Raw genomic sequence first — 20,365 nt, 5'->3', positions numbered from 1 at the left:
TTATTACTCAGTCACGCTATTTCTGCAATCCAGTTATCATTGGGTGATCTATCGTCTCATACATCCTAACGTCATAAACTATCCCAATCGGCGCCGATACTGTTCTGGTGAACACTGAGCATACTTTTTAAACATCACGATATAAGGTGAGGTTTGGTTATAACCAAGCGTTAATGCAACTTCTTTTATCGCTAATCCTTGCCGCAATAATTGCAGTGAATAAATAAACTTATGCCTTTGCCTTAATTCAGTAAAACTCATACCTAATACTTGTTGGCAGCGACGAGCCAAGGTGCGTTCAGTGGTATGCAACTCAACCGCCCAAGTTTTAAAGGTTTTTGAACTTGCGGGATCGGCCTCAAGCGCCTGCAACAGCGGATATAACAGTTTATCTGTCGCATTGGGTAAAAACTGCGGCAAGGCTTGTCCTAAGGTTAATTGATCGAGTAAAACCTTCACTAAACGTTTATCTGCTGGTGTTTCTGCAACCTTAACGCCTCGTTCTCGCAAATCATTGACTATCGATTGAGCAATCGGCGTTACGCTTAAAAGACAGGTTTCAAGGGGAAAGCCTAATGTCTGTTCGACGACAATGTTCATTGAACAATAATGTATACTGCGCCGAGTATAACTTTCATGCTCTATACCTGCAGGTACCCAAATAGCATATTGTGACGGTGATAAAAACCGCTGCCCTGCGGCATGTAACTCCATAATACCGCCGTTAATTAACTGCAATTGCCCCCAAGAATGTTGGTGTTTGGGCGTAACCGTATTAGGTAAAAAGGCCTCATAATTGAAAAAGATATCCGCAAGAGGTTTTTGATCTGCCCATAGGGGATGGTAAACCATTTTTTTGTTCATATTTTCATCTCAAGCGGATATTACCTGCTTCACACATGCTAACAGTCTCAGCCCCGCACTACGGTATTAATGCAATAACGCGAGAATGCTCATGCAAGGTGTAATATTTAACCACACTCTGTCCGAAGTGAAACTGACCTTGTCTGTTAAGCGATATTTATATCGCAGCCGACCATAGATAATAGCGGCTTATAAGGTGATGTCGATACTTAACGACGCTAGATTAAGGCAAAATTATGTTGTACCTATTTCCCCTATTGGCTGTCTTTATCTGGGCGGGTAATTCGATTGTGAATAAACTGTCCTTTGGAATGATTGAGCCTGAGGCGATCGCGTTTTACCGCTGGTTTTTCGCCATGCTAATACTGACGCCATTCGTTATTAAGCCTGTATGGAAAAAACGCCATATCATTCAGCCACTGTTACCCAAATTTGCCACACTCGCATTGCTTGGTATGGTGTTAAATCAGAGTCTGGCTTATTTTGCAGCTGCCACGACCACGGCGACGAATATGGCACTCATCACCTCATTAGTGCCGATGATAAGCCTATTTTTAGCCGTGCCATTACTCAAACAAAAGTTATCACCACTTGCATTGATAGGAATGATTATTTCACTGTTTGGATTGATTTTTATGTTGAGTCAGGGCGATATCGTAAACTTTTCGGTTGGCGTAACCCAAGGTGACATACTGCTACTAATCAGTGCTTTTATGTATGCCCTCTATGGTGTTTTAATCAAACGCTGGCAACTACCGTTAGCCACTTGGGAATCCGTGTATATTCAAGGAGTGATAGCTGTGGTTTTACTGTTACCACTATTATTTAGCGGTTCAAGTATGGCCATTACCACCCAATCCGCGCCGCTTGTTATGTACGCAGCCATAGCGGCATCACTTTTAGCACCATGGGCGTGGATCAATGGTATCAATCGACTCGGGGCAGATAGCGCCAGTGTATTTTTCAATCTGATGCCTATTGTTGCAGCGGTACTGGCGGCAATTATTCTAGATGAAACCTTAGCCATTTATCATTATATTGGCGGCTCTATGGTTATTATGGGTGTCATGCTGGTACAGATTAAATTTAAACCCAAAGTAGCTCCTACGTTAGCTTGCCCTGACTAATATAGGTTAAAGAGTCAAAGCCTTGGCAACACTGTCAAGGTGATTCACACGCGAGTAATTAACACAAAATAGCGCCGCAATCGGCTGCAAATAAAGGCAACTCCATAAATAACGGCTAAGCTATTTAGTAAGTTATTAATGGAGATGTCCCTATGTTCAATAGTATTCGTGTTAAGTTTTCACTGATGTTTGCAATTATGGCTGCTGCACTGATTATTATGGCAATAACCGACGCTACGCAGAGCCGTGCTACGGTGAAACAAATGCAAGAGTTTAGTCAGTTATTTAATCCGGCAATTTCAGCAATACTCAATGCTGATCGCGATCTTTACCAAGCGCAATTAAGCGAAGAAGTGTTACTAAAACCAGAGCTAAACGCTGATAATCGCAAAAGTGAAATTGATAATTGGCAAGAAAACGTCGATCAAGCCCGCGATAGAATGGGTGAGTTTAAAAAAATCCTAAAAGACCATCCTCAAGTTCTGCAATCCACCAATGGGTTTGATGCGCAATTTTCGCTTTGGTATCAAGCTTCGTCTGAAGTCATTAATGCCGTCAAAAGTAATGATATTGAAAGCGCTAAACGGCTGCACGAAACTAAAGCTAAACAAGAGTTTGATGCGTTAAGAAGCATCTATAATGCCGCCGGGGAAGCTGCTGATAACAGAGTGAAAGAGTTAGATTTACAAGCAACTGAACAAGCGACGACTCAAAGCCAAATATCCTTAACTATTGCCAGTTTAGTGGCCATTGTCGCCCTCCTAATTGCCTATTTCGGCCCTAAAATCATCGTTGATGCTATTAAGGATATTACCAGCAGAATCAATGATATTGTTGATGGCGACGGCAATTTAACCCAGCGCATTCCCATCGTTCGCCAAGATGAAATAGGTGCTCTTGCCCATGCTTTCAACTTATTTGTCGCGCAGTTACAAGAAATGGTTATCGCAATTATTAGTCAAACCAAAGATGTGAGTCACACTGTTGAAAACTTAGCAACAAAATCGGCGACAACAATTAGCATCAGCCATGAACAAGAGCAGTTTGTCGATACTATAGTCACCGCTGTTAATCAAATGAGTGCGGCGGTGAGAGAAGTTGCCACAAATGCTCAGCACACAGCCAGCGAAATTACTAAGGTGAATGATCAAACGATAGAAGGTAAAAAAGTATTATCGCAGTCAGTCGATCATATTCAGCAACTTTCTGAATCGGTAAAAAATGCGGTGGTCGTGATCGAAAAACTCGCCGTTAACTCAGCCAATATCGCCTCGGTACTCGATGTGATCCGCTCCATTGCAGAGCAAACAAATCTTTTAGCACTTAATGCTGCTATTGAGGCCGCTCGCGCAGGTGAACAAGGCCGCGGCTTTGCTGTTGTCGCCGATGAGGTACGTACCTTAGCGAGCCGAACAGGCTCTTCAACCCAAGATATTCAGCGCATGATTGAAGAATTACAACGCGGTGTAAACGATGCGGTGAGAAGTATTGAATCAGGCGCCAGCTTGACCGCGTCCACAGTCAGCCTAGCCAACCAAACTCAAGATGCCTTAGATGAAATCTTAAATTCCACCGCTAAGGTCAGTGACATGTCCACCCAAACCGCCACTGCGACTGAAGAACAAACCCACGTGACTGAGGAGATTAACCGTAACTTGACAGAATTATCTGATAAAACAAGATACTGTAATTCAGTGATTCAAGAAACACAGCAAATCGTGATCAACACAAAAACCATTTGTAGTAATCTTCAAAAAGAAGTGGCGCGCTTTAAAGTTGCATAGTCTAGATAGTTTATAACAGGAAACGATTGTCGCAATGAAGAGTGCTCAGTGTTGGCACTCTTTATTTAAGCCTTTTATAAGTCTGTTTATGCCACGACAGCTAAAACGGATGCCACTTTTTTAGGCTTTACAAATTGAAGCTAAATTTCAACCCACATCAAAACATACTCGTATAAACGCAGTAAACTCGCGCCATCATTCGTTCAAAAATCATCCTAAATATCCCAATTCAATTCTATATTTGTTTTTTATATAGAAAAAAATCATATCAAAACCAACTATTTTCCCGTTAATAAAAATAAATAAGCAGTTGATTTTTACCACCAATAATTAGTGATCATTATGTTATACAACCAAATGATAACCTCACGATCACACTGGCAGTAAAAACGTCTAGACGTCTAAATTGACACGATACTGAGGATCAAATATGCTTCGCCTTAAGTTGCTAGGATACGATGCTAAAGCGACACCCATTTAAACGAGTTTTACCGCTAAGGATATTGCGGAAAAACGCCAAGCGAAAGAGAGATAACATTGAGCGATTCATCAACAGTAACATCACAGCACAGCCCGGCATCTTTCGTTGCCCTGTTGCCATTATTTGTCTTCTTAGGTCTTTTTATTGGCGCTGGCGTATATTTTCAGAGCCAAGGTGTCGACTTTGCTTTTTATCAATTACCGAGTGTTATCGCTATTTTACCCGCGATCATGCTGGCGATAATTTTATCGAAGCAAAAATTAAATCAATCGATTGATACCTTTATTGGCGGTATTGGTCACAGCAATATTATTGCGATGTGTTTGATTTATTTGTTAGCTGGCGCCTTTGCTGCCGTCGCTAAAGCTACTGGTGGCGTCGATGCCACGGTTGCGCTAGGTTTATCATTAATCCCATCAAATCTGTTATTACCCGGATTTTTTGTCATTGCCGCTTTTATTGCAACTGCTATGGGCACCTCAATGGGCACCATAGCTGCTGTCGCACCCATCGCCCTTGGCGTCGCCGACCAAGCCCAAATCGACTATGCACTGATGGCGGGCGCCGTGATGTCTGGAGCCCTATTTGGTGACAATTTATCGATTATTTCCGACACCACCATTGCTGCCACTCGTACCCAAGGCTGTGATATGAGAGATAAATTCCGTGAAAACCTGATTTTCGCTATCCCAGCATCATTGCTAACGTTAATTGCGTTTGTATTCGCAGGCCAAGGCCAAGCGGAGTTAGCCACACAGAATATCGATTTTATTAAGGTCATTCCTTATCTGACCATTTTGATCTTAGCCGTGGCGGGTCTGAACGTATTTGTGGTGTTGACCTTAGGTATCTTGCTCGCGGGCGCAACCGGTTTATTGACCATGGATTACGGCGTGATCCAATTTGGTAAAGATATTTATGCCGGCTTTAGTAACATGCAGGAAATTTTTATTCTGTCTATGTTGGTTGGTGGTTTAGCAGCACTGATGCAGCAACAAGGTGGGCTCGCCTTCGTTAGCAAACAGATTGAAAAGCTGATTGCGCGCTTTTCAAAAGCACAAGGTGAAGCATCGTGCCGCGCAGCAGAGCTCGGTATGGCTTGCATAGTCGCAGTGACTAACACTTGCGTGGCCAACAACACGGTTTCTATCGTTGTAACCGGCGATATTGCCAAGGACTTAGCCGAAAAACATGGAGTGAGTCCAAAACGTGCCGCCAGTATATTAGATATTTTTGCCTGTATTATCCAGGGGTTAATCCCTTACGGCGCCCAAGCTTTACTTATCGCCTCGACCTTTAGCATCACACCACTGGCTGCGGTATCACACGCTTGGTATTGCATGATTTTAGCCGTAGTAGCCGTTGCGATTGTGATTTTACGCAAACGTCATTGATAGGTAGCACTGTACTTATCGCGTGTTAAAAAGCAGCTTGTAATAACTCATTTAAATACCGATAAGTACCACTAAAGGAGCCGGATTCGGCTCCTTTTTTATGTTTAAATTCATCAACATTGGATTACTATGCGCCTCGCAAAATACCTCGCCCAATGTGGCATAGGCTCACGCCGTGAAGCCTGCCGTTTGGTTGAGGCTGGGCGCATCACGCTCAATGGCCACATCGCCCGCCACACAGATCCTATCCATTTAGACGAGTCATTAAACTGCCTCGATAACATTGAGCTTGATGGCGCGCCCATCACTAAAGCTGAAACACTCGCCTATTGGATATTTAACAAAGCTGTGGGCACAGACTGCCGCCTGCTGGAGCAGGATGAAACGAGCCTTATACACTTGCTTCCTAAAGTGCCAAGACTCTATCCCGTCGGCAGGCTCGATAAAGATTCTCGCGGCCTGTTGCTGTTAACTAACGATGGTGAGCTAACCCATAAACTGATGCACCCCAGTTTTTCCCACAGCAAAACCTACCATGTGCGCCTCGACAGGCCATTCACTGATGATTTTGTTGAACAAATGGCCAGTGGAGTACGTTATAAAGACCTGCAAACCCTGCCCTGCCACGTCCACCTACTCAGTTCGGACAGCTTTGAAATCGTACTGACTCAAGGACTAAATCGACAAATTCGGCGTATGTCCAAGGCGCTCGGGTATCGCGTTATCGATCTTGAGCGTATTGCCATAATGACACTGAATTTACGCGAATTGGCATTGGGTGAGTTACAAGAAGGCCAAATGCGGCCATTAACAGAATCGGAAATTGCAGAACTAAAAGCTGCGCTGACGATAGTATAAATAGATGATTGGTTGGGATTTTACATTAAGCCAATAGTTGTTAATCGCCTGCCCCAAAGCAAGATCTTAGAGCCTTCCAAGTTTAGTTTGAATGCTTTAATCAAAATCAAAGTCGTGGGGCTTCACCCCACACCCGACCAAGGAGGACTGCTCGTCCTATCCTCCTTGGATGCTCCAAGACGCCCCCAACGGAGTTGAAAGCCCCTTGTGCTCATTGACAAATTTGCTATCGCTTCCGAAGGATGCGTCCCTGCACCTGCGAAAGCTAGTCGGTCATCCATGACCGAACTCACGCAATCTGTCTATTCGCCCTGCGGCAACTCCGGGGGGAGGTGTATTCCTTGGAGTTTTGAGTCATTAGATAGCGATTCATCAGCAAAAATAAGCGCGAAAAATGAGAAAGCTAAAACGATATCAAGTAATTACCCACCAAACTGTATAAAAAACAGCTACCGCAAAAAAGCAAATTCCTATAGCATCATTTATACCAATTGACATGGATGCGGCAGTGGCCATATTTAAGATTGAGTCAACAAACGATTTATGCCCTGCAAACAGCGAAACGCATAAATACTAAGCCGTTAACCGCTATCGTAGTAGAGAATCATGTACATACCTAAGAATCTTGAAGTAAAAGATCCATTAGTAATCAGTGAGCTAATAGCTGAAAATGGATTTGGAACACTAATCAGTGCTGATCTAACTGCTACACATTTACCACTCATTTACGAACCGGATGATAAAGGGCTTGGTTTTCTATTTGGTCACTTTGCTAAATCAAATACCCATTGGGAAATTGCTGAGAATCAGAGGGTTTTAGTTATTTTTCAAGGGCCACATGCCTATATTTCACCAAGTTGGTATGTAACTAAACCAGCTGTACCAACTTGGAATTATTCAGTGGTTCATTGTTATGGTTACCTCAGTATTCTTGATGACGATGAGAATCAGCAGGTTATGGCTGAACTTATTGTTAAATATGAACCTGAGTTGTTAAATAACATTGATATTATGCCTGCTGATTATCAGTTAAAGCTTCGTAGCGGTGTTGTCGGATTCAAAATTGCAATTGACGAGATTCAAGCTAAAGAAAAATTAGGACAACATCGCAAACCAGAGGATCAAAAGGGAGTATTTGCGGGTTTACAAAAATCTAAGGATTTAAATGCTGCCAGTTTATGTGCTTACATGGAAAAGAGAAATGTTGGTACAGGCAGTTAACAAACCGTGTTATTCGGCCCTTAGACGCTCACAAGTTCGCGAGTATGCGCGGAGCGTTAATCCATAGTAATTTTAATCCGAAACAGACGAGTTAGAGCAAAGTATCAATCACGTTTCTGTCCAAAAGTATGTTACGTAATCTTTTCAATCCACAGCTCACGCTAATGCTAAAAAGGTGAGCCGTGGTGATTTGCGAGACGACCGTCCGCACCATGGACGAGGCGGTCGAGCATCCACGGATGGACTTGCTGCGTGTCGGTGAGCTAATGCCATGGCAAGCCTATCAAAGCTGCTATCAGAAGCGATTACACAAAAAAATAGCGATAAACCCAGTGAGTTTATCGCTATTTTATTATCTTGTTATGGCTGGATTCAAAGAGCGCTTAAATGCTAGTAATCCGAATAACGCTAGGCCGCACCATTGCTGGTGCGGCAATGGCTTACTTAACGATTTCCATCTCAGCTAATAAATTGTCGGCATGATCTAAATACTTCATTACCCACAACATATAGCGGCTATCCACTTGGATAGAACGGTTGATGTTATCGTCATATGCCCAGTCGCCGATAATGCTTTCATACACACCATCGAACAGCAGACCGACTAATTCAGCGCGGCCGTTTAGGGTGGGTGAACCTGAGTTACCGCCAGTTGTGTCTAACGTCGACAGGAAGTTAACGGGTACAGAATCGATGGCTTTCACATAGAAATCACCGTATTGCTTTTGCTTAATCAGCGCTAACTCTTTTTTCGGCGCATCGAATGGTTCAACACCAGTATCCTTTTGCACTATGCCTTCAAGGCGAGTGAAGGGCAAAGCTTGTAAACCATCTTTTGGCGAGTAGCCTTTCACATGACCGACCGTGACACGTAGGCTTGAGTTTGCATCGGCATACACAGGTTTACCTTGCTCAAGATTGTAGGCAATGATGGCATCCATGTACTGCGGGCGCACTTTCATCAGCTCGCCATCCAGTTCTTTTTGTTGCTTTTCTTCTGCCATATCAGTGTCGTACATAGCGACAGCGAATTGAATGAACGGATCTTTAGAGGCTTTAAAATCGGCAACCGATTTATCCATCCACGCCAGACGCACGTCTTTTTTGCCTAACTCAGTTTTGGCATACATTTTATCCAGCGTTTTCGAAAGCTTAGCTTCGCTGAACTTTTTATCGATACCAAAAGCTTTATCCAATGCAGGTAGACGTTTGTCCTCTGGCAATGCGGCGTAGCGTTTTAACATATCGAACAGCACGGCTTTATCAACACTTGGCGCATAACGACGGTCAATACGTTCCATGCTGGCTGTTAGCCGCGGCATATCTCGCTCTTGAAAACCTGGTTCACGTTGTATATCAGGTAGTTGTTTCTCATTCGCTAAACGATATAAATCGCGTGCTGTCGGTAATAGAGTGGTATTGCCGATGTAACTTAGCAGCATGTCACGCTCTTGATGCGCCTTGCCTTTAGCAATTAACGCGTCTAACTGCGCTAAGGTTTTGCCGTATTTCGCTTCACGCTTACTGTCTTTGGCAATCCACGCTGCAAGCTCTGCTTCACGGGTTTTACGGTCATTCAACATGGTTGATTTGCCGTAAAACTCGATCATCGAGGTGAAGTTTTTTGCGTAATTAGCAAGGCCAGCAATTTGGCTCTCGTACTTAATTCGCTCGTCACTGCCCTCTGGGGCGGTATCTTTAATGATCTCAATAAAGCGTTCGCGCAGTAACTTACCTTCTGGATAAGCCCACTCGAATTGATTTTGTACCTCATTGGCGGTGCGATAACGGTTAGTGCGACCTGGGTAGCCTGCCACCATGACAAAATCGCCATCACTCACGCCTTTAGCCGAGACTTTTAAAAAGCTTTTGGGCTCGTATGGCACGTTATCGCTGCTGAAATCGGCAGGTTTTCCTGCTTTGGACACATAGGCACGATAGAAAGAGAAATCGCCGGTGTGACGTGGCCACATCCAGTTATCAACGTCGCCACCATATTTACCCACGCTCGCTGCGGGGTTATAAACCAAACGTACATCGCGAATTTCTAACTGTTTTACCAGATAGTACTCAAGCCCGCCGTGGAAGCTATACACTTGGCAACGGTAGCCCTCTTCTTTTTCACATTCGGCAACTAAGGCTTTTTCTTGGTTTTCAACGCCTTGATAAAGGTCGCTACCCACTTTACCTTCAAGCCCGCTTTGTACGCGCTCAGTTACATTGGTCACATCTTCAGTGACATACACGCGAGAGCCTGGCGTGGCAGGCAATTCATCGGCGAAGGTTTTGGCTAAGAAGCCTTCTTCAAGCAGGTTTTTTTCCGGCGTTGAATTGTATTGAATCGCACCATAGGCGCAGTGGTGGTTAGTGACCACCAGTCCCTTTGGTGATACGAATGAAGCGGTACAGCCGCCAAGGCTTATTACGGCGTTCATCGGGAATTGCGTCAGTTTAGAAATTGATGTTGCATCAATTTCTAACCCCTTTGCTTTTAGCTCAGCGGCCATAGCAGGCAATTGGTGGGGCTGCCACATACCTTCGTCAGCCTGAGCGCCAAAACTGGCGGCTACGGCAACTGTGAGTAACCATTTTTTCATTGTGTTAAATCCGTTTTATGTAAATGAAGCCAAACGCAAGCTGGGCTATTTTATGGTGTTAATCTTGTTGTTTTAATTTTAAATATTTAGCGTAAAACTCTGTGATAACGCGCTTTAAAGTCTAAAAAGCAAAAAGTCAGGCACAGGGCCTGACTTTATCACATTGAGCACACGCTATAACAGACTCAGACAAATTCGCTTACAAAGCAAATACATCTCATCAAAGTTACCTGATGGCATTCGCTAAAGCTACTTCTTCTAATCGCCAATTAATGACAACCAGTTAGATAGCAACAAATAGCTGGGCACCAATAATCACGGCGCCCAATAAACCTGCCAAGGCTAACGCACCTACACCACCAGACACTTGATAACCGCCCAGTTGTAATTGACGTTGTCGCAGCGCCATCACAATAGGTAAAAAGATAATCATCACCACCAATGGCACAGCAGCAAATCCGAGCACTGCTACAAAACCTTCTGGTAGATACAAGGCACACAATACTGGCGGAACAAAGGTTAATAGCCAAGTCTGAATCCGGCCTACAAATGTTTCTTTAGCGCGGGTCAACTCGGCGACAAAATCATACAAGCTTAAGGTCACCCCAAGAAATGAGGTCACTAGCGCTAAATCAGCAAATAACGAGATACATTTGCTGATCCAAGGCGTATGGGCAATCTCTTGCAATGCGGTGATAAGCATAGGTAATGAACCTTCAAATCCATTAATGTCATACCCTCCCACTGTGCCTAACGTCACCAATAACCAAAGCACATAACACACCAACGGAATGGTCGAACCAATTAATAATACTTTACGCAGAGATACCGCATCACCATCGAGATAGCGCACTAACGTCGCAATACAAACGTGGAAACCAAAAGAGGTAAATACCACTGGAATCGCCGCCATCCAGCTGCTGGTCATCGACTCGGCAATAGCGCCTGTTGCCATGCTGGCAATACTGACTTCAGGCAATAAAAATAATACGACGACCACCAGCAATAGAATCATCAACGAAAATAAGAAACGTGAAACTTTATCAACCCAAGCCACACCGAGCGCCGCAAACCCGCCAAGCACTAAGGTGAATATCAATACTGCCGCTTGATTATCAAGTGCGATATCAAACATATTTTTCGCTTTAAGCACTAATAGCGATGACCCACCCGTGAGATAAGCCGCTGTCAAAGCAAATAATAAACTTAAAAAAGAAGCGCCTTGAATTATCTGGCCTTTTTTACCCAGTAATTTACCGGTAATAACATGCAAATTATCACCTACACCAGTACGTAAGTTAATTTCAAGCATGAGCAATGAGGTATAGGCAGATACGCCCCAAATAACGACCAGTAATACTAACGCCGGAATAATACCTAAGGCTGCAGTCGCAAGAGGTAAAGCTAACATACCTGCGCCAATGGCCGTTCCGGCAACAATGGCGACTGAACCTAACATTTTTGGATTCACACAATAGTCCTGTTCAATGATTAATTATTATTTTATTTAAATTTTAGTTGAGTGTTATCTCAGTAAGATTTGAACCGATAAACTCTATGCCTTAAAACAAACTAAGCGACATATCACCTAAAGCATCCAAGCGGATCTGTGCATAACGGATCAATTGGCCCCAATAGCTGTGAATGTTTCAATCCAGTCGCCATTGAGGCTAACTAAATCGAGCGCTGAAAAATGGCATGAGTTTCAATGGTGATTATCCAATTAACAAACCGATAACGATATCGATTAAATAGATTGTTTGGGACATTAACAGAGCCAAACCCAGTGGGCAAGCCAGTTGTGAACAAAGATGAATGGCGTTAAATACAGTAACAAGCTTATAGCGAGGCGATAAACGAAAAAATACAAACTTGCCTTCATTTAACCCACTTTCATCCGCTTCCGCTTGAAAGCGCGTTTCACTTAGGTATAATGCCCGCCTCGCTTCGGGGGAGTAGCTAACTGGATTTCGAGCCATCGTCATCTAGGGTGAACATCAACATACTTGGCCATACGCCATGGTGTTCACAGCAAATCATCGATTTGCCCGGCAAGACCTGAGCACAATAACTGCACCTAGGGGTGGACGGTTTGTTGTGCTTATGTCTTAACCACCCCTAAAGGATCACACTTGGAAGCCCTACTATCCTCAACCTTTACGGTTGCCATTGCCGAAATTGGTGATAAAACCCAACTGCTTGCCCTTATACTAGCCGCGAGATTTAAAAATAAAACTGCGATTATTTTAGGCATGTTTTTATCGACTCTAATTAACCATTTTTCCGCCGCTTGGCTTGGCCAATGGGCGATCAACTGGGTCAGCCCCGATGTCGCACGTTATTTAGTTGCCGCATCGTTTTTTGCCATCGCCCTTTGGGTATTAATCCCCGACAAAATCGATGTAAAAGAGAGCCGTTTTTATAAGATGGGCCCATTTTTAGCCACCTTTATCCTATTTTTTATCGCCGAGATGGGCGATAAAACACAAATCGCCACGATAGTGTTAGCCGCAAAATACGATTCATTAACTATGGTGGTTGCTGGTACAACCTTAGGTATGTTGCTTGCTAACGTACCGGTAGTGATTGTGGGGCATTTCAGCGCCGATAAATTACCCATGCTATGGATACACCGTGGCTGCGCGATGTTATTTGCTTTATTAGGGGTAGCGACCTTGTTTCTCTAAGAACGGCACAATGTAAGTAAATGGAGATAAAACATCACCATTTACTTTTTACGTTTTCAGACCTAACCGCTTTGCGAGTCGATGCAAATTACCGGTATCGACTTGCAAAACTCTGGCGCACACAGCCCAATTTTGTTGATTGGCAGCTAAAACTTGACGGATAAGTTGACGCTGATAAGCCTCTGTTGATGCCTTAAGCCCTAGTATTGTGGTATCTAATAATGACGATTCGCGAAATTCGGCCGCTATTGCAGATGGGGCTTCAATGGCTTGCACCACGGGCACGACTTGCACCGCGGGATCATTACTCACATTAACTTGGGGTTGAGTAACCACAGGATCAAACTGAAAATGTTTATCACTTAAGCTGATATACGCTGTTTTTAGTTCGGCTTTGGCTAACACTGCCGCCCTGTGTATTGCATGCTCTAATTCGCGCACATTACCCGGCCACGCATATTGCTCTAATAACTGCTGCGCTGATGGCGTGATACTCACATGGGTGAGCCCCAACTTCGTCTTACAGCGTTCCAGAAAAAAACCTGTGAGTAGCACAATATCTCGGCCACGCTCCCTCAATGGCGGAACATGAATAGGAAACACACTTAAACGATGATAGAGATCAAAGCGAAAGCGGCCCTCTGTCGCCTCTTGATGTAAAATACGATTAGTTGCCGTAATAATCCGAGTATTTACTTTTAGACTCTTATCGCTGCCTACCCGCTGTAATTCACCAAATTGTAAAACCCTCAATAACTTAGCTTGCAAGCTTAAGGGTAACTCGCCGATTTCATCTAAAAATAAAGTGCCATTATTGGCTAATTCAAACTTGCCTTGTCTGTGACTAATCGCACCAGTAAACGCGCCTTTGACATGCCCAAAGAGTTCACTTTCAGCAACGGATTCTGGCAGTGCTGCACAATTTAAATAGATAAGGGGCTTATCGGCTCGCGTCGACTGATTATGTATCGCCGCTGCGACTAACTCTTTACCCACTCCGGTTTCACCGGTGATTAAAACCGATAAATCGGTGTTGGCTACCGCGCTAATCTGTTGTTTTAACGATTGGATCTCAGTCGATTGCCCAATAATCTCCTGCTGACTAGCATGGCGATTTAACACTTCGGTATCGCTTGATACTTCCACGACTTGGGATTCTAGCTTTTGCATTAACAAAGCCGTATTTAAGCTGGCTGCGGCAAGTGCACTGATCACTCGCAGTTCGCTATCACTAAAACTATCAAACTGCTGTGGATTAAAACCGTCGATAGTTAATGCACCAATCAAGCGATCATGGGCGATTAACGGTAAGCCAATACACGCATGTACCTGTAAGTTATCGCTATGATTAGGGATTAAACCATCATATGGATCAGGTAGTTGGCTATCCGAAGGAAAGCGCACCACATCACCCGCACGGGCAATGGCTTCTAACCTTGGGTGTTCGCTAATTTTAAATCGCCGCCCTAACACCTCAGTAAATAAACCATCAATCGCTAACGGTACAAATTGTTGATCCTTAAAAACCAATAATGCCGCGGCATCACAATTGACCCGTCGCCTAACAACGGCAAGCAGGCGCTCGAATCTATCCTGGGCTGAAAGACCAATCGTTAAATCTAAGGCAAGTTGGGTGAGATCGGCTTGAACATACATATTGATGGCTCGCAGTATCATAATGACAATATAGACTGTCATTATGATACTGCTATAGACAGTCATAATGACATTTATATTTTGCTTTAAATATAAAATCAATAATTTTCAATTGATTACAAATTTGGCATGGGAAGTGCAGTCTTAAGGGAAGCAGAGAGTTAAGCCGCGGCTATAACATACTGATCCTCTAACGTATCTTTCTTATCTAATAGGTGTATTTATGACAATTCATGTAAAAAACAATATCCACTGGGTTGGTCAACGCGATTGGGAAGTTCAAGATTTTCATGGCACTGAATATAAAATTACCAAAGGTACTAGCTACAACAGTTACCTGATCCGTGAAGAAAAAACCGTGCTAATTGATACGGTTGATCATCGCTTTAGTCAGCAATTCTTACAAAACCTTGAAGCTGAAATTGATTTAAACGATATCGATTATATTGTGATGAACCATGCCGAAGAAGATCACTCCGGCGCGCTGACGGCTCTCATGGCCAAAATCCCTAATACACCGATTTATTGCACTGAAAATGCTGTCGACTCTATCGTAGGTCACCATCACCATCCAGAATGGAATTTCATTACCGTTAAAACTGGCGACAGTCTCGATGTTGGTAATGGTAAGCAACTGATTTTTATTGAAGCGCCAATGCTGCATTGGCCTGATAGCATGATGACGTATCTGACTGAAGATGCGGTTTTGTTTAGTAATGATGCCTTTGGTCAACATTATTGTGATGAGCGTCTTTTTAACGATGAAGTCGATCAAAATGAATTGATGGAACAATGCCTACGTTACTATGCCAATATTTTAACGCCATTTAGCAGCCTAGTAACCGCTAAAATTCACGAAGTATTAAGCTTTAATTTACCAGTAGATATGATTGCGACAGCCCACGGTATTGTGTGGCGCGACAATCCTGCGCAAATTATTCACCAGTATTTGGCTTGGGCTGATGCTTATCAAGAAGATCGCATCACTATTTTCTACGATTCTATGTCAAACAACACCCGCATGATGGCAGATGGCATTGCCCAAGGCATTCATGATGTTGACCCAAATGTTGCAGTAAAAGTATATAACGTTGCCCGCCATGACAAGAATGAAATTCTAGCGCAAGCATTTAGATCTAAAGGTATTTTGGTGGGCTCATCCACTATGAATAACGTGATGATGCCTAAAATTGCCGCTATGTTAGAAGAAATCACTGGCTTACGCTTTCGTAATAAAAAAGCCGCAGCTTTCGGTAGTTATGGCTGGAATGGTGGCGCTGTCGATAGAATTCATACCCGTTTAATGGATGCTGGATTTGAAACCTCTGTCGGCTTAAAAGTTAAATGGCGCCCTGATCGTGACGCGATGCAAGAGTGCCGTCAACACGGACAACGTATTGCCAAAGAATGGGCATTGCGCCCACTCGACAGCGCAAATAGTCGCTCGATTATCAATCAGGTTATGTCTAAACCTAGTCAAGCCGTTAATCAAAACGCAGCACCTGCCATTACGCCAGCGCCAGCAAAAAATGCAAGCCTTGTAGTGGATGATGCACAATCTATGATTTGTACTGTTTGCCAATGGGTTTACGACCCTAAAGACGGTGAGCCCAATCAGGATATTGCGGCTGGGACACCTTGGGCACAAGTGGCTGATGACTTCCTCTGCCCTGAATGTGGTCTTGGTAAAAGCGTCTTTGCGGTAAAGAAAAGTGAGGTGAATCATGCCTAGACCTATCGTCATTATTGGTAGTGGTTTTGCGGCGTATCAATTAGTGAAAACGCTGCGCCGATTAAACACTGAGCAGGCTATTACCTTGATTACCGCTGACTCGGGTGATGAATATCATAAACCAGATTTAAGCCATGTATTTAGTCGCCAGCAAATGGCGGCAGATCTGATTAAATTAACGGCCGCAGAGTTTGCTAAAGAACAACAAATTGATTTGATCAATCACAGTGAAGTCACTCACATAGACAAAGATCGCAAAGTGGTCTTTTGCACTCAGGGCCGCGAAGTCGCCTATGAGAAGTTAGTGCTCGCTACAGGCGCACGGCCTTTTATTCCTAAAATGAGTGGCGATGCCATTAATGCTATTCATACATTTAACAGCTTAAGCGAGTATCAAGCCTGCCAAGCCAATATACGTAGTGCAGCAAAAGTACTCGTTATCGGTGCGGGGTTAGTCGGGGTTGAGTTAGCAATGGATCTAGCGACTGCGGGTAAACAGGTCTTTTTAGTCGACCCGCAGGCAAGCCTAATGGCAAACTTATTGCCTGAAATGCTAAGCCAAAAACTTGCTGCGGTGTTAGCCAAGCAAGGGGTAACCGTGCAATTACAAACTCGGGTAAGTCAACTGCAACACCAAGATAGCTGTATTGCTGTAAGTCTCGATAACGACCTGCACTTTACTTGTGATGCGGTGATCTGCGCAGCAGGCCTAATACCTAACAGCCAACTTGCGCAAAATGCGGGTCTTGAGGTCAATAAAGGCATCATAGTTAATGAGTACTTACAAACAAGTGATAGCGATATTTATGCACTAGGAGACTGTGCTCACATCAATGGTCAAAGCATGGCCTATTTGCAACCAGCATTACTGAGTGCCAACGCACTGGCAAGCACCTTGTTAAATCAAGCCACTGCGGTGAATTTCCCTGCGATGCTTGTTAAAGTAAAAACTCCCTTATTACCGATGCAATTAGGCGGTATTACGGTTAGTAACGTTCACCGCTGGCGCGTCGATATTGATGCCCAAGGCACCTGTATTAAAGCATTAGATGCAGATGAAATATTACTCGGATTTATCGTAACAGAAGATAAAATGAAACAAGCTTTTGGATTATTAAAGCAACTCAATAGCCCGAATACTGTGCTCGCGGCAGCTTAATGATGGCGTTGGCATTACCTAATTTGACATTGATTTAGACGTTACTTGCCTATTAATCAACGAATGAACGCTATTTAAAGGTAAAAAACCGAGAGTGAATATCACCTCGGTTTTTTCATTTAAGCCATTATATAAGTATGACTAATACTCTATAAACCTAACGCTTGCTTTATACTTTGGCCGTAATCAGCATCGGCTTGGGTGAAATGCCCTACCATGCGTTGCTGCACATCTAAACTCGCCTGGCACAGGGAACCTGAAATCGTAGCCACTAAGCGTGCTTTCTCATCTTCACTAAAGATTCGATACAAATTACCCGCCTGAGTGTAATCGTCTTGGTTATAACGACTATAACGCGCAGCCTCACCTTCTAATCGAAGTGGTGGCTCTGTAAAGTTAACCGGCTCAATTAAGGCTGATGGGGTACTGTTCGGGCCATAATTGGCACTGGCATCACCACCGGTTTGACTATGGCTAAACGGGCATTGTGTACCTGCCATTGCGCCGCCACGTTGATGATGATTTGCCTTAGCTGCGTGTGGACAGTTTACCGGTAACTGGTTGTAATTAGCGCCAATACGGTAACGCTGAGCATCAGCATAGGCAAATAAACGCGCTTGTAACATCTTATCTGGCGAAGCGCCTACGCCGGGCACTAAATTGCTCGGTGCCAATGCCACTTGCTCAACTTCAGCAAAGTAGTTTTGTGGCAGTCGATTCAGTTCTAACACACCAATCTCAATCAGGGGATAGTCGCTATGCGGCCAAACCTTAGTTAAATCAAATGGATTAATCGCGTAAGTATTCGCATCTGCCTCGGGCATAATCTGAACATTGACACTCCAGCGCGGGAAATTACCATCAGTAATCGCCACAACCATATCGCGCTGTGATGAATCAGGGTCGATACCTTTTAATTTATCTGCCTGTTCATTGGTTAAATTGACCACGCCTTGCTGAGATTTAAAGTGAAACTTCACCCAAAAACGCTCACCCTTAGCATTCCATAGCGAGAACGTGTGTGAACCATAACCGTGCATCTGACGGTAGTTGGCCGGAATACCGCGATCCGACATCAAAATAGTCACTTGATGCATAGCTTCAGGGTTTAGCGACCAAAAGTCCCACATGGCCTGTGGATCTTTTAAGTTGGTCTGCGGATTACGTTTTTGCGTGTGAATAAAATCAGGAAACTTTATGCCATCACGAATAAAAAACGTCGGCGTATTGTTACCTACAATATCGTGATTACCGCGAGTGGTATAAAAGCGCAGACCAAAGCCACGTGGATCACGTTCGGCATCGGCCGAACCCATTTCACCGCCTACGGTAGAGAAACGCATAAAGGTTTCAGTTTGCTTGCCCACACCATTGAAATGGTCGGCAATGGTAAAATCACTTAACTCTTTGGTCAGGGTAAACGTGCCGTAAACACCGGTACCTTTAGCATGCACGATGCGCTCAGGAATACGTTCACGGTTAAAATGGGCTAATTTTTCAATCAGATGCCAATCTTGTAATAATAAAGGACCGCGTTCGCCCGCTGACAATGAGTTTTGGTCATCAGCGACAGGTGCACCGTTTTGGCTCGTTAAGTATTGACTTGCTAAATTCTGTTGACTCATATCTTATTCCTTAGTCTTGATGGGTAATTAACCACGTTTCAATTAGATCATAAATGGTAGCCATGGCTTATCTCCTTGGCGGATGACATGTTGCCTATAGAGCAAGAATAGACAATCACCACAAAACAAGAAAGCGATTAAATTAGATTCGCTCAATCTGTAAATAAGATTAGCGGTAGTGCAACAAGATAATTGAACAATGGCGTAGGCTAAACAGCCATGACCTGCGATAGACGGCATTATTAAAGCTGCTATCGAAAATCAAAGGGGGCTGTTAGATACGAGCAAACAGAAGGTAATATATTGGGGCTAATGGGCGGGTGAATCGGCTTCGCGGTAAAGCTTAATCAAATAATAAGCGTCAATTAATACGATAAAAAAGTTAACTAAGGCAACAGGATAAGCACTAATTGCAATACCATACGCCACAAATAAGGCCGCGCCGATGAGATTCCACCAGCGTAACTTTTTGATGTTTGACATCATCAGCGAAATCGCCACGACTACCGAGGCTAAATAACCAACCCATTCCCAAATTGTTGCATTATCCATAGCTAATCCTTAATCATATGTTATTTAAATCAAACGATTGATACGCTACTTACACGACTGGAAATAGGCTAGCCTATTGCATTTAGCGTTTAACGACCGCTGCTGTCATCCGAGAAATACAGGTCAGTTCACCCGCACTGTTGTGGATTACAATTTCCCATACTGAACTGCGTTTACCCAGATGGATAGGCTTAGCTGTAGCTGTTAACACGCCATTACGGGAAGCCCGTAGATGGTTGGCGTTAATCTCTTGTCCAACACAGTAATATTGTTCAAAATCCACCGCAAAATTTGCAGCATAACTGGCAACAGTTTCGGCAAGTGCGACATTCGCACCGCCATGCACTATGCCCAAAGGATTATGTACCGCAGGACCGGCTGGCATCGTTGCCTTTAAATAATCGTCGCCAATCTCACTAATCTCTATCCCTAAGGTTTGCATTAATGTGCCTTTACCGCCCATACCTGCATCTAAACGCACACAATCTTCTAAAGTGATGGGTCTGAACCAAATACTCATTATAACTTCCTAATCAATAACACCAATCTGCAGTTTACTGCGAAGTAAATCAAGTTCAACTAGTTTACTTAATACTCAGGTTATTAACTTATGCTCAAAAATGACTAC

Annotated in this window: 16 protein-coding genes; 9 read left to right on the top strand and 7 right to left on the bottom strand. The window is 43.7% G+C overall.

Annotated features, from left to right (window positions below; translation table 11 throughout):
- Nucleotides 1–78: 78 nt before the first annotated feature.
- Nucleotides 79–864 carry an AraC family transcriptional regulator gene (locus L2717_RS12715; RefSeq protein ID WP_246611805.1) on the bottom strand — a complete coding sequence of 262 codons (786 nt, stop codon included), beginning with the start codon at nucleotides 862–864 and terminating at the stop codon, nucleotides 79–81.
- A gap of 236 nt (nucleotides 865–1,100) precedes the next feature.
- Between L2717_RS12715 and L2717_RS12710 the strand changes: the two genes are divergently transcribed.
- From L2717_RS12710 to L2717_RS12685, 6 genes are all read left to right on the top strand, one after another.
- Complete coding sequence (locus L2717_RS12710; protein ID WP_220774977.1) at nucleotides 1,101–1,991, top strand: DMT family transporter; 891 nt, start codon at nucleotides 1,101–1,103, stop codon at nucleotides 1,989–1,991.
- A gap of 152 nt (nucleotides 1,992–2,143) precedes the next feature.
- Complete coding sequence (locus L2717_RS12705; protein WP_076496250.1) at nucleotides 2,144–3,775, top strand: methyl-accepting chemotaxis protein; 1,632 nt, start codon at nucleotides 2,144–2,146, stop codon at nucleotides 3,773–3,775.
- Between the two features lie 537 nt (nucleotides 3,776–4,312).
- Nucleotides 4,313–5,650 (top strand): Na+/H+ antiporter NhaC family protein, encoded by a 1,338-nt coding sequence (locus tag L2717_RS12700; protein WP_220774523.1) that lies wholly within the window; start codon nucleotides 4,313–4,315, stop codon nucleotides 5,648–5,650.
- A 129-nt stretch (nucleotides 5,651–5,779) separates the two neighbouring features.
- The gene (locus L2717_RS12695; RefSeq protein WP_220774524.1) at nucleotides 5,780–6,508 is read left to right on the top strand and encodes a 23S rRNA pseudouridine(2604) synthase RluF; all 729 of its coding nucleotides are present in this window, start codon (nucleotides 5,780–5,782) and stop codon (nucleotides 6,506–6,508) included.
- Nucleotides 6,509–7,114: 606 nt separating this feature from the next.
- Nucleotides 7,115–7,729: an FMN-binding negative transcriptional regulator gene (locus L2717_RS12690; RefSeq protein WP_220774525.1), complete on the top strand. Its 615-nt coding sequence runs from the start codon at nucleotides 7,115–7,117 to the stop codon at nucleotides 7,727–7,729.
- A 185-nt stretch (nucleotides 7,730–7,914) separates the two neighbouring features.
- A complete protein-coding gene (locus L2717_RS12685; RefSeq protein WP_220774529.1) occupies nucleotides 7,915–8,196 on the top strand; it encodes a hypothetical protein in 282 nt (93 codons plus the stop codon).
- Here the strand turns inward: L2717_RS12685 and L2717_RS12680 are convergent.
- Entirely contained in the window at nucleotides 8,170–10,326 is a 2,157-nt protein-coding gene (locus L2717_RS12680) for a S46 family peptidase (RefSeq protein WP_220774526.1), read from the bottom strand. The genes L2717_RS12685 and L2717_RS12680 overlap by 27 nt on opposite strands.
- Before the next feature lie 283 nt (nucleotides 10,327–10,609).
- Entirely contained in the window at nucleotides 10,610–11,785 is a 1,176-nt protein-coding gene (locus L2717_RS12675) for an aromatic amino acid transport family protein (protein WP_181317917.1), read from the bottom strand.
- Between the two features lie 673 nt (nucleotides 11,786–12,458).
- On the opposite strand from L2717_RS12675, the gene L2717_RS12670 reads away from it, so the two are divergent.
- Nucleotides 12,459–13,013, top strand: a complete 555-nt coding sequence (locus tag L2717_RS12670) for a TMEM165/GDT1 family protein (RefSeq protein WP_220774527.1) — start codon at nucleotides 12,459–12,461, stop codon at nucleotides 13,011–13,013.
- A gap of 48 nt (nucleotides 13,014–13,061) precedes the next feature.
- Here the strand turns inward: L2717_RS12670 and norR are convergent, their stop codons facing one another.
- Nucleotides 13,062–14,711, bottom strand: coding sequence for a nitric oxide reductase transcriptional regulator NorR (norR, locus tag L2717_RS12665; protein ID WP_248938066.1), 1,650 nt, complete (start codon nucleotides 14,709–14,711; stop codon nucleotides 13,062–13,064).
- A gap of 181 nt (nucleotides 14,712–14,892) precedes the next feature.
- Here norR and norV point away from each other — a divergent pair, with 181 nt between their 5' ends.
- Nucleotides 14,893–16,401, top strand: coding sequence for an anaerobic nitric oxide reductase flavorubredoxin (norV, locus tag L2717_RS12660; RefSeq protein ID WP_220775073.1), 1,509 nt, complete (start codon nucleotides 14,893–14,895; stop codon nucleotides 16,399–16,401).
- Entirely contained in the window at nucleotides 16,394–17,560 is a 1,167-nt protein-coding gene (norW, locus tag L2717_RS12655; RefSeq protein WP_220775072.1) for an NADH:flavorubredoxin reductase NorW, read from the top strand. Before norV ends, norW begins: the two co-directional genes overlap by 8 nt.
- A gap of 149 nt (nucleotides 17,561–17,709) precedes the next feature.
- On the opposite strand, the gene katB is transcribed toward norW, so the two are convergent.
- The 3 genes from katB to L2717_RS12640 form a co-directional block, all read right to left on the bottom strand.
- Nucleotides 17,710–19,185: a catalase KatB gene (gene katB / locus L2717_RS12650; protein WP_220774878.1), complete on the bottom strand. Its 1,476-nt coding sequence runs from the start codon at nucleotides 19,183–19,185 to the stop codon at nucleotides 17,710–17,712.
- Nucleotides 19,186–19,494: 309 nt separating this feature from the next.
- Entirely contained in the window at nucleotides 19,495–19,737 is a 243-nt protein-coding gene (locus L2717_RS12645; protein ID WP_220774877.1) for a YgjV family protein, read from the bottom strand.
- 82 nt (nucleotides 19,738–19,819) lie between these two features.
- Entirely contained in the window at nucleotides 19,820–20,257 is a 438-nt protein-coding gene (locus tag L2717_RS12640; RefSeq protein ID WP_220774876.1) for a PaaI family thioesterase, read from the bottom strand.
- Between the last annotated feature and the right edge of the window lie 108 nt (nucleotides 20,258–20,365).

The organism is Shewanella glacialipiscicola, from assembly GCF_023283485.1.
Lineage (GTDB): Bacteria > Pseudomonadota > Gammaproteobacteria > Enterobacterales > Shewanellaceae > Shewanella > Shewanella glacialipiscicola.
The sequence above is the reverse complement of the archived record's forward strand: the minus strand, read 5'-3'. Positions and strand labels throughout refer to the sequence as shown.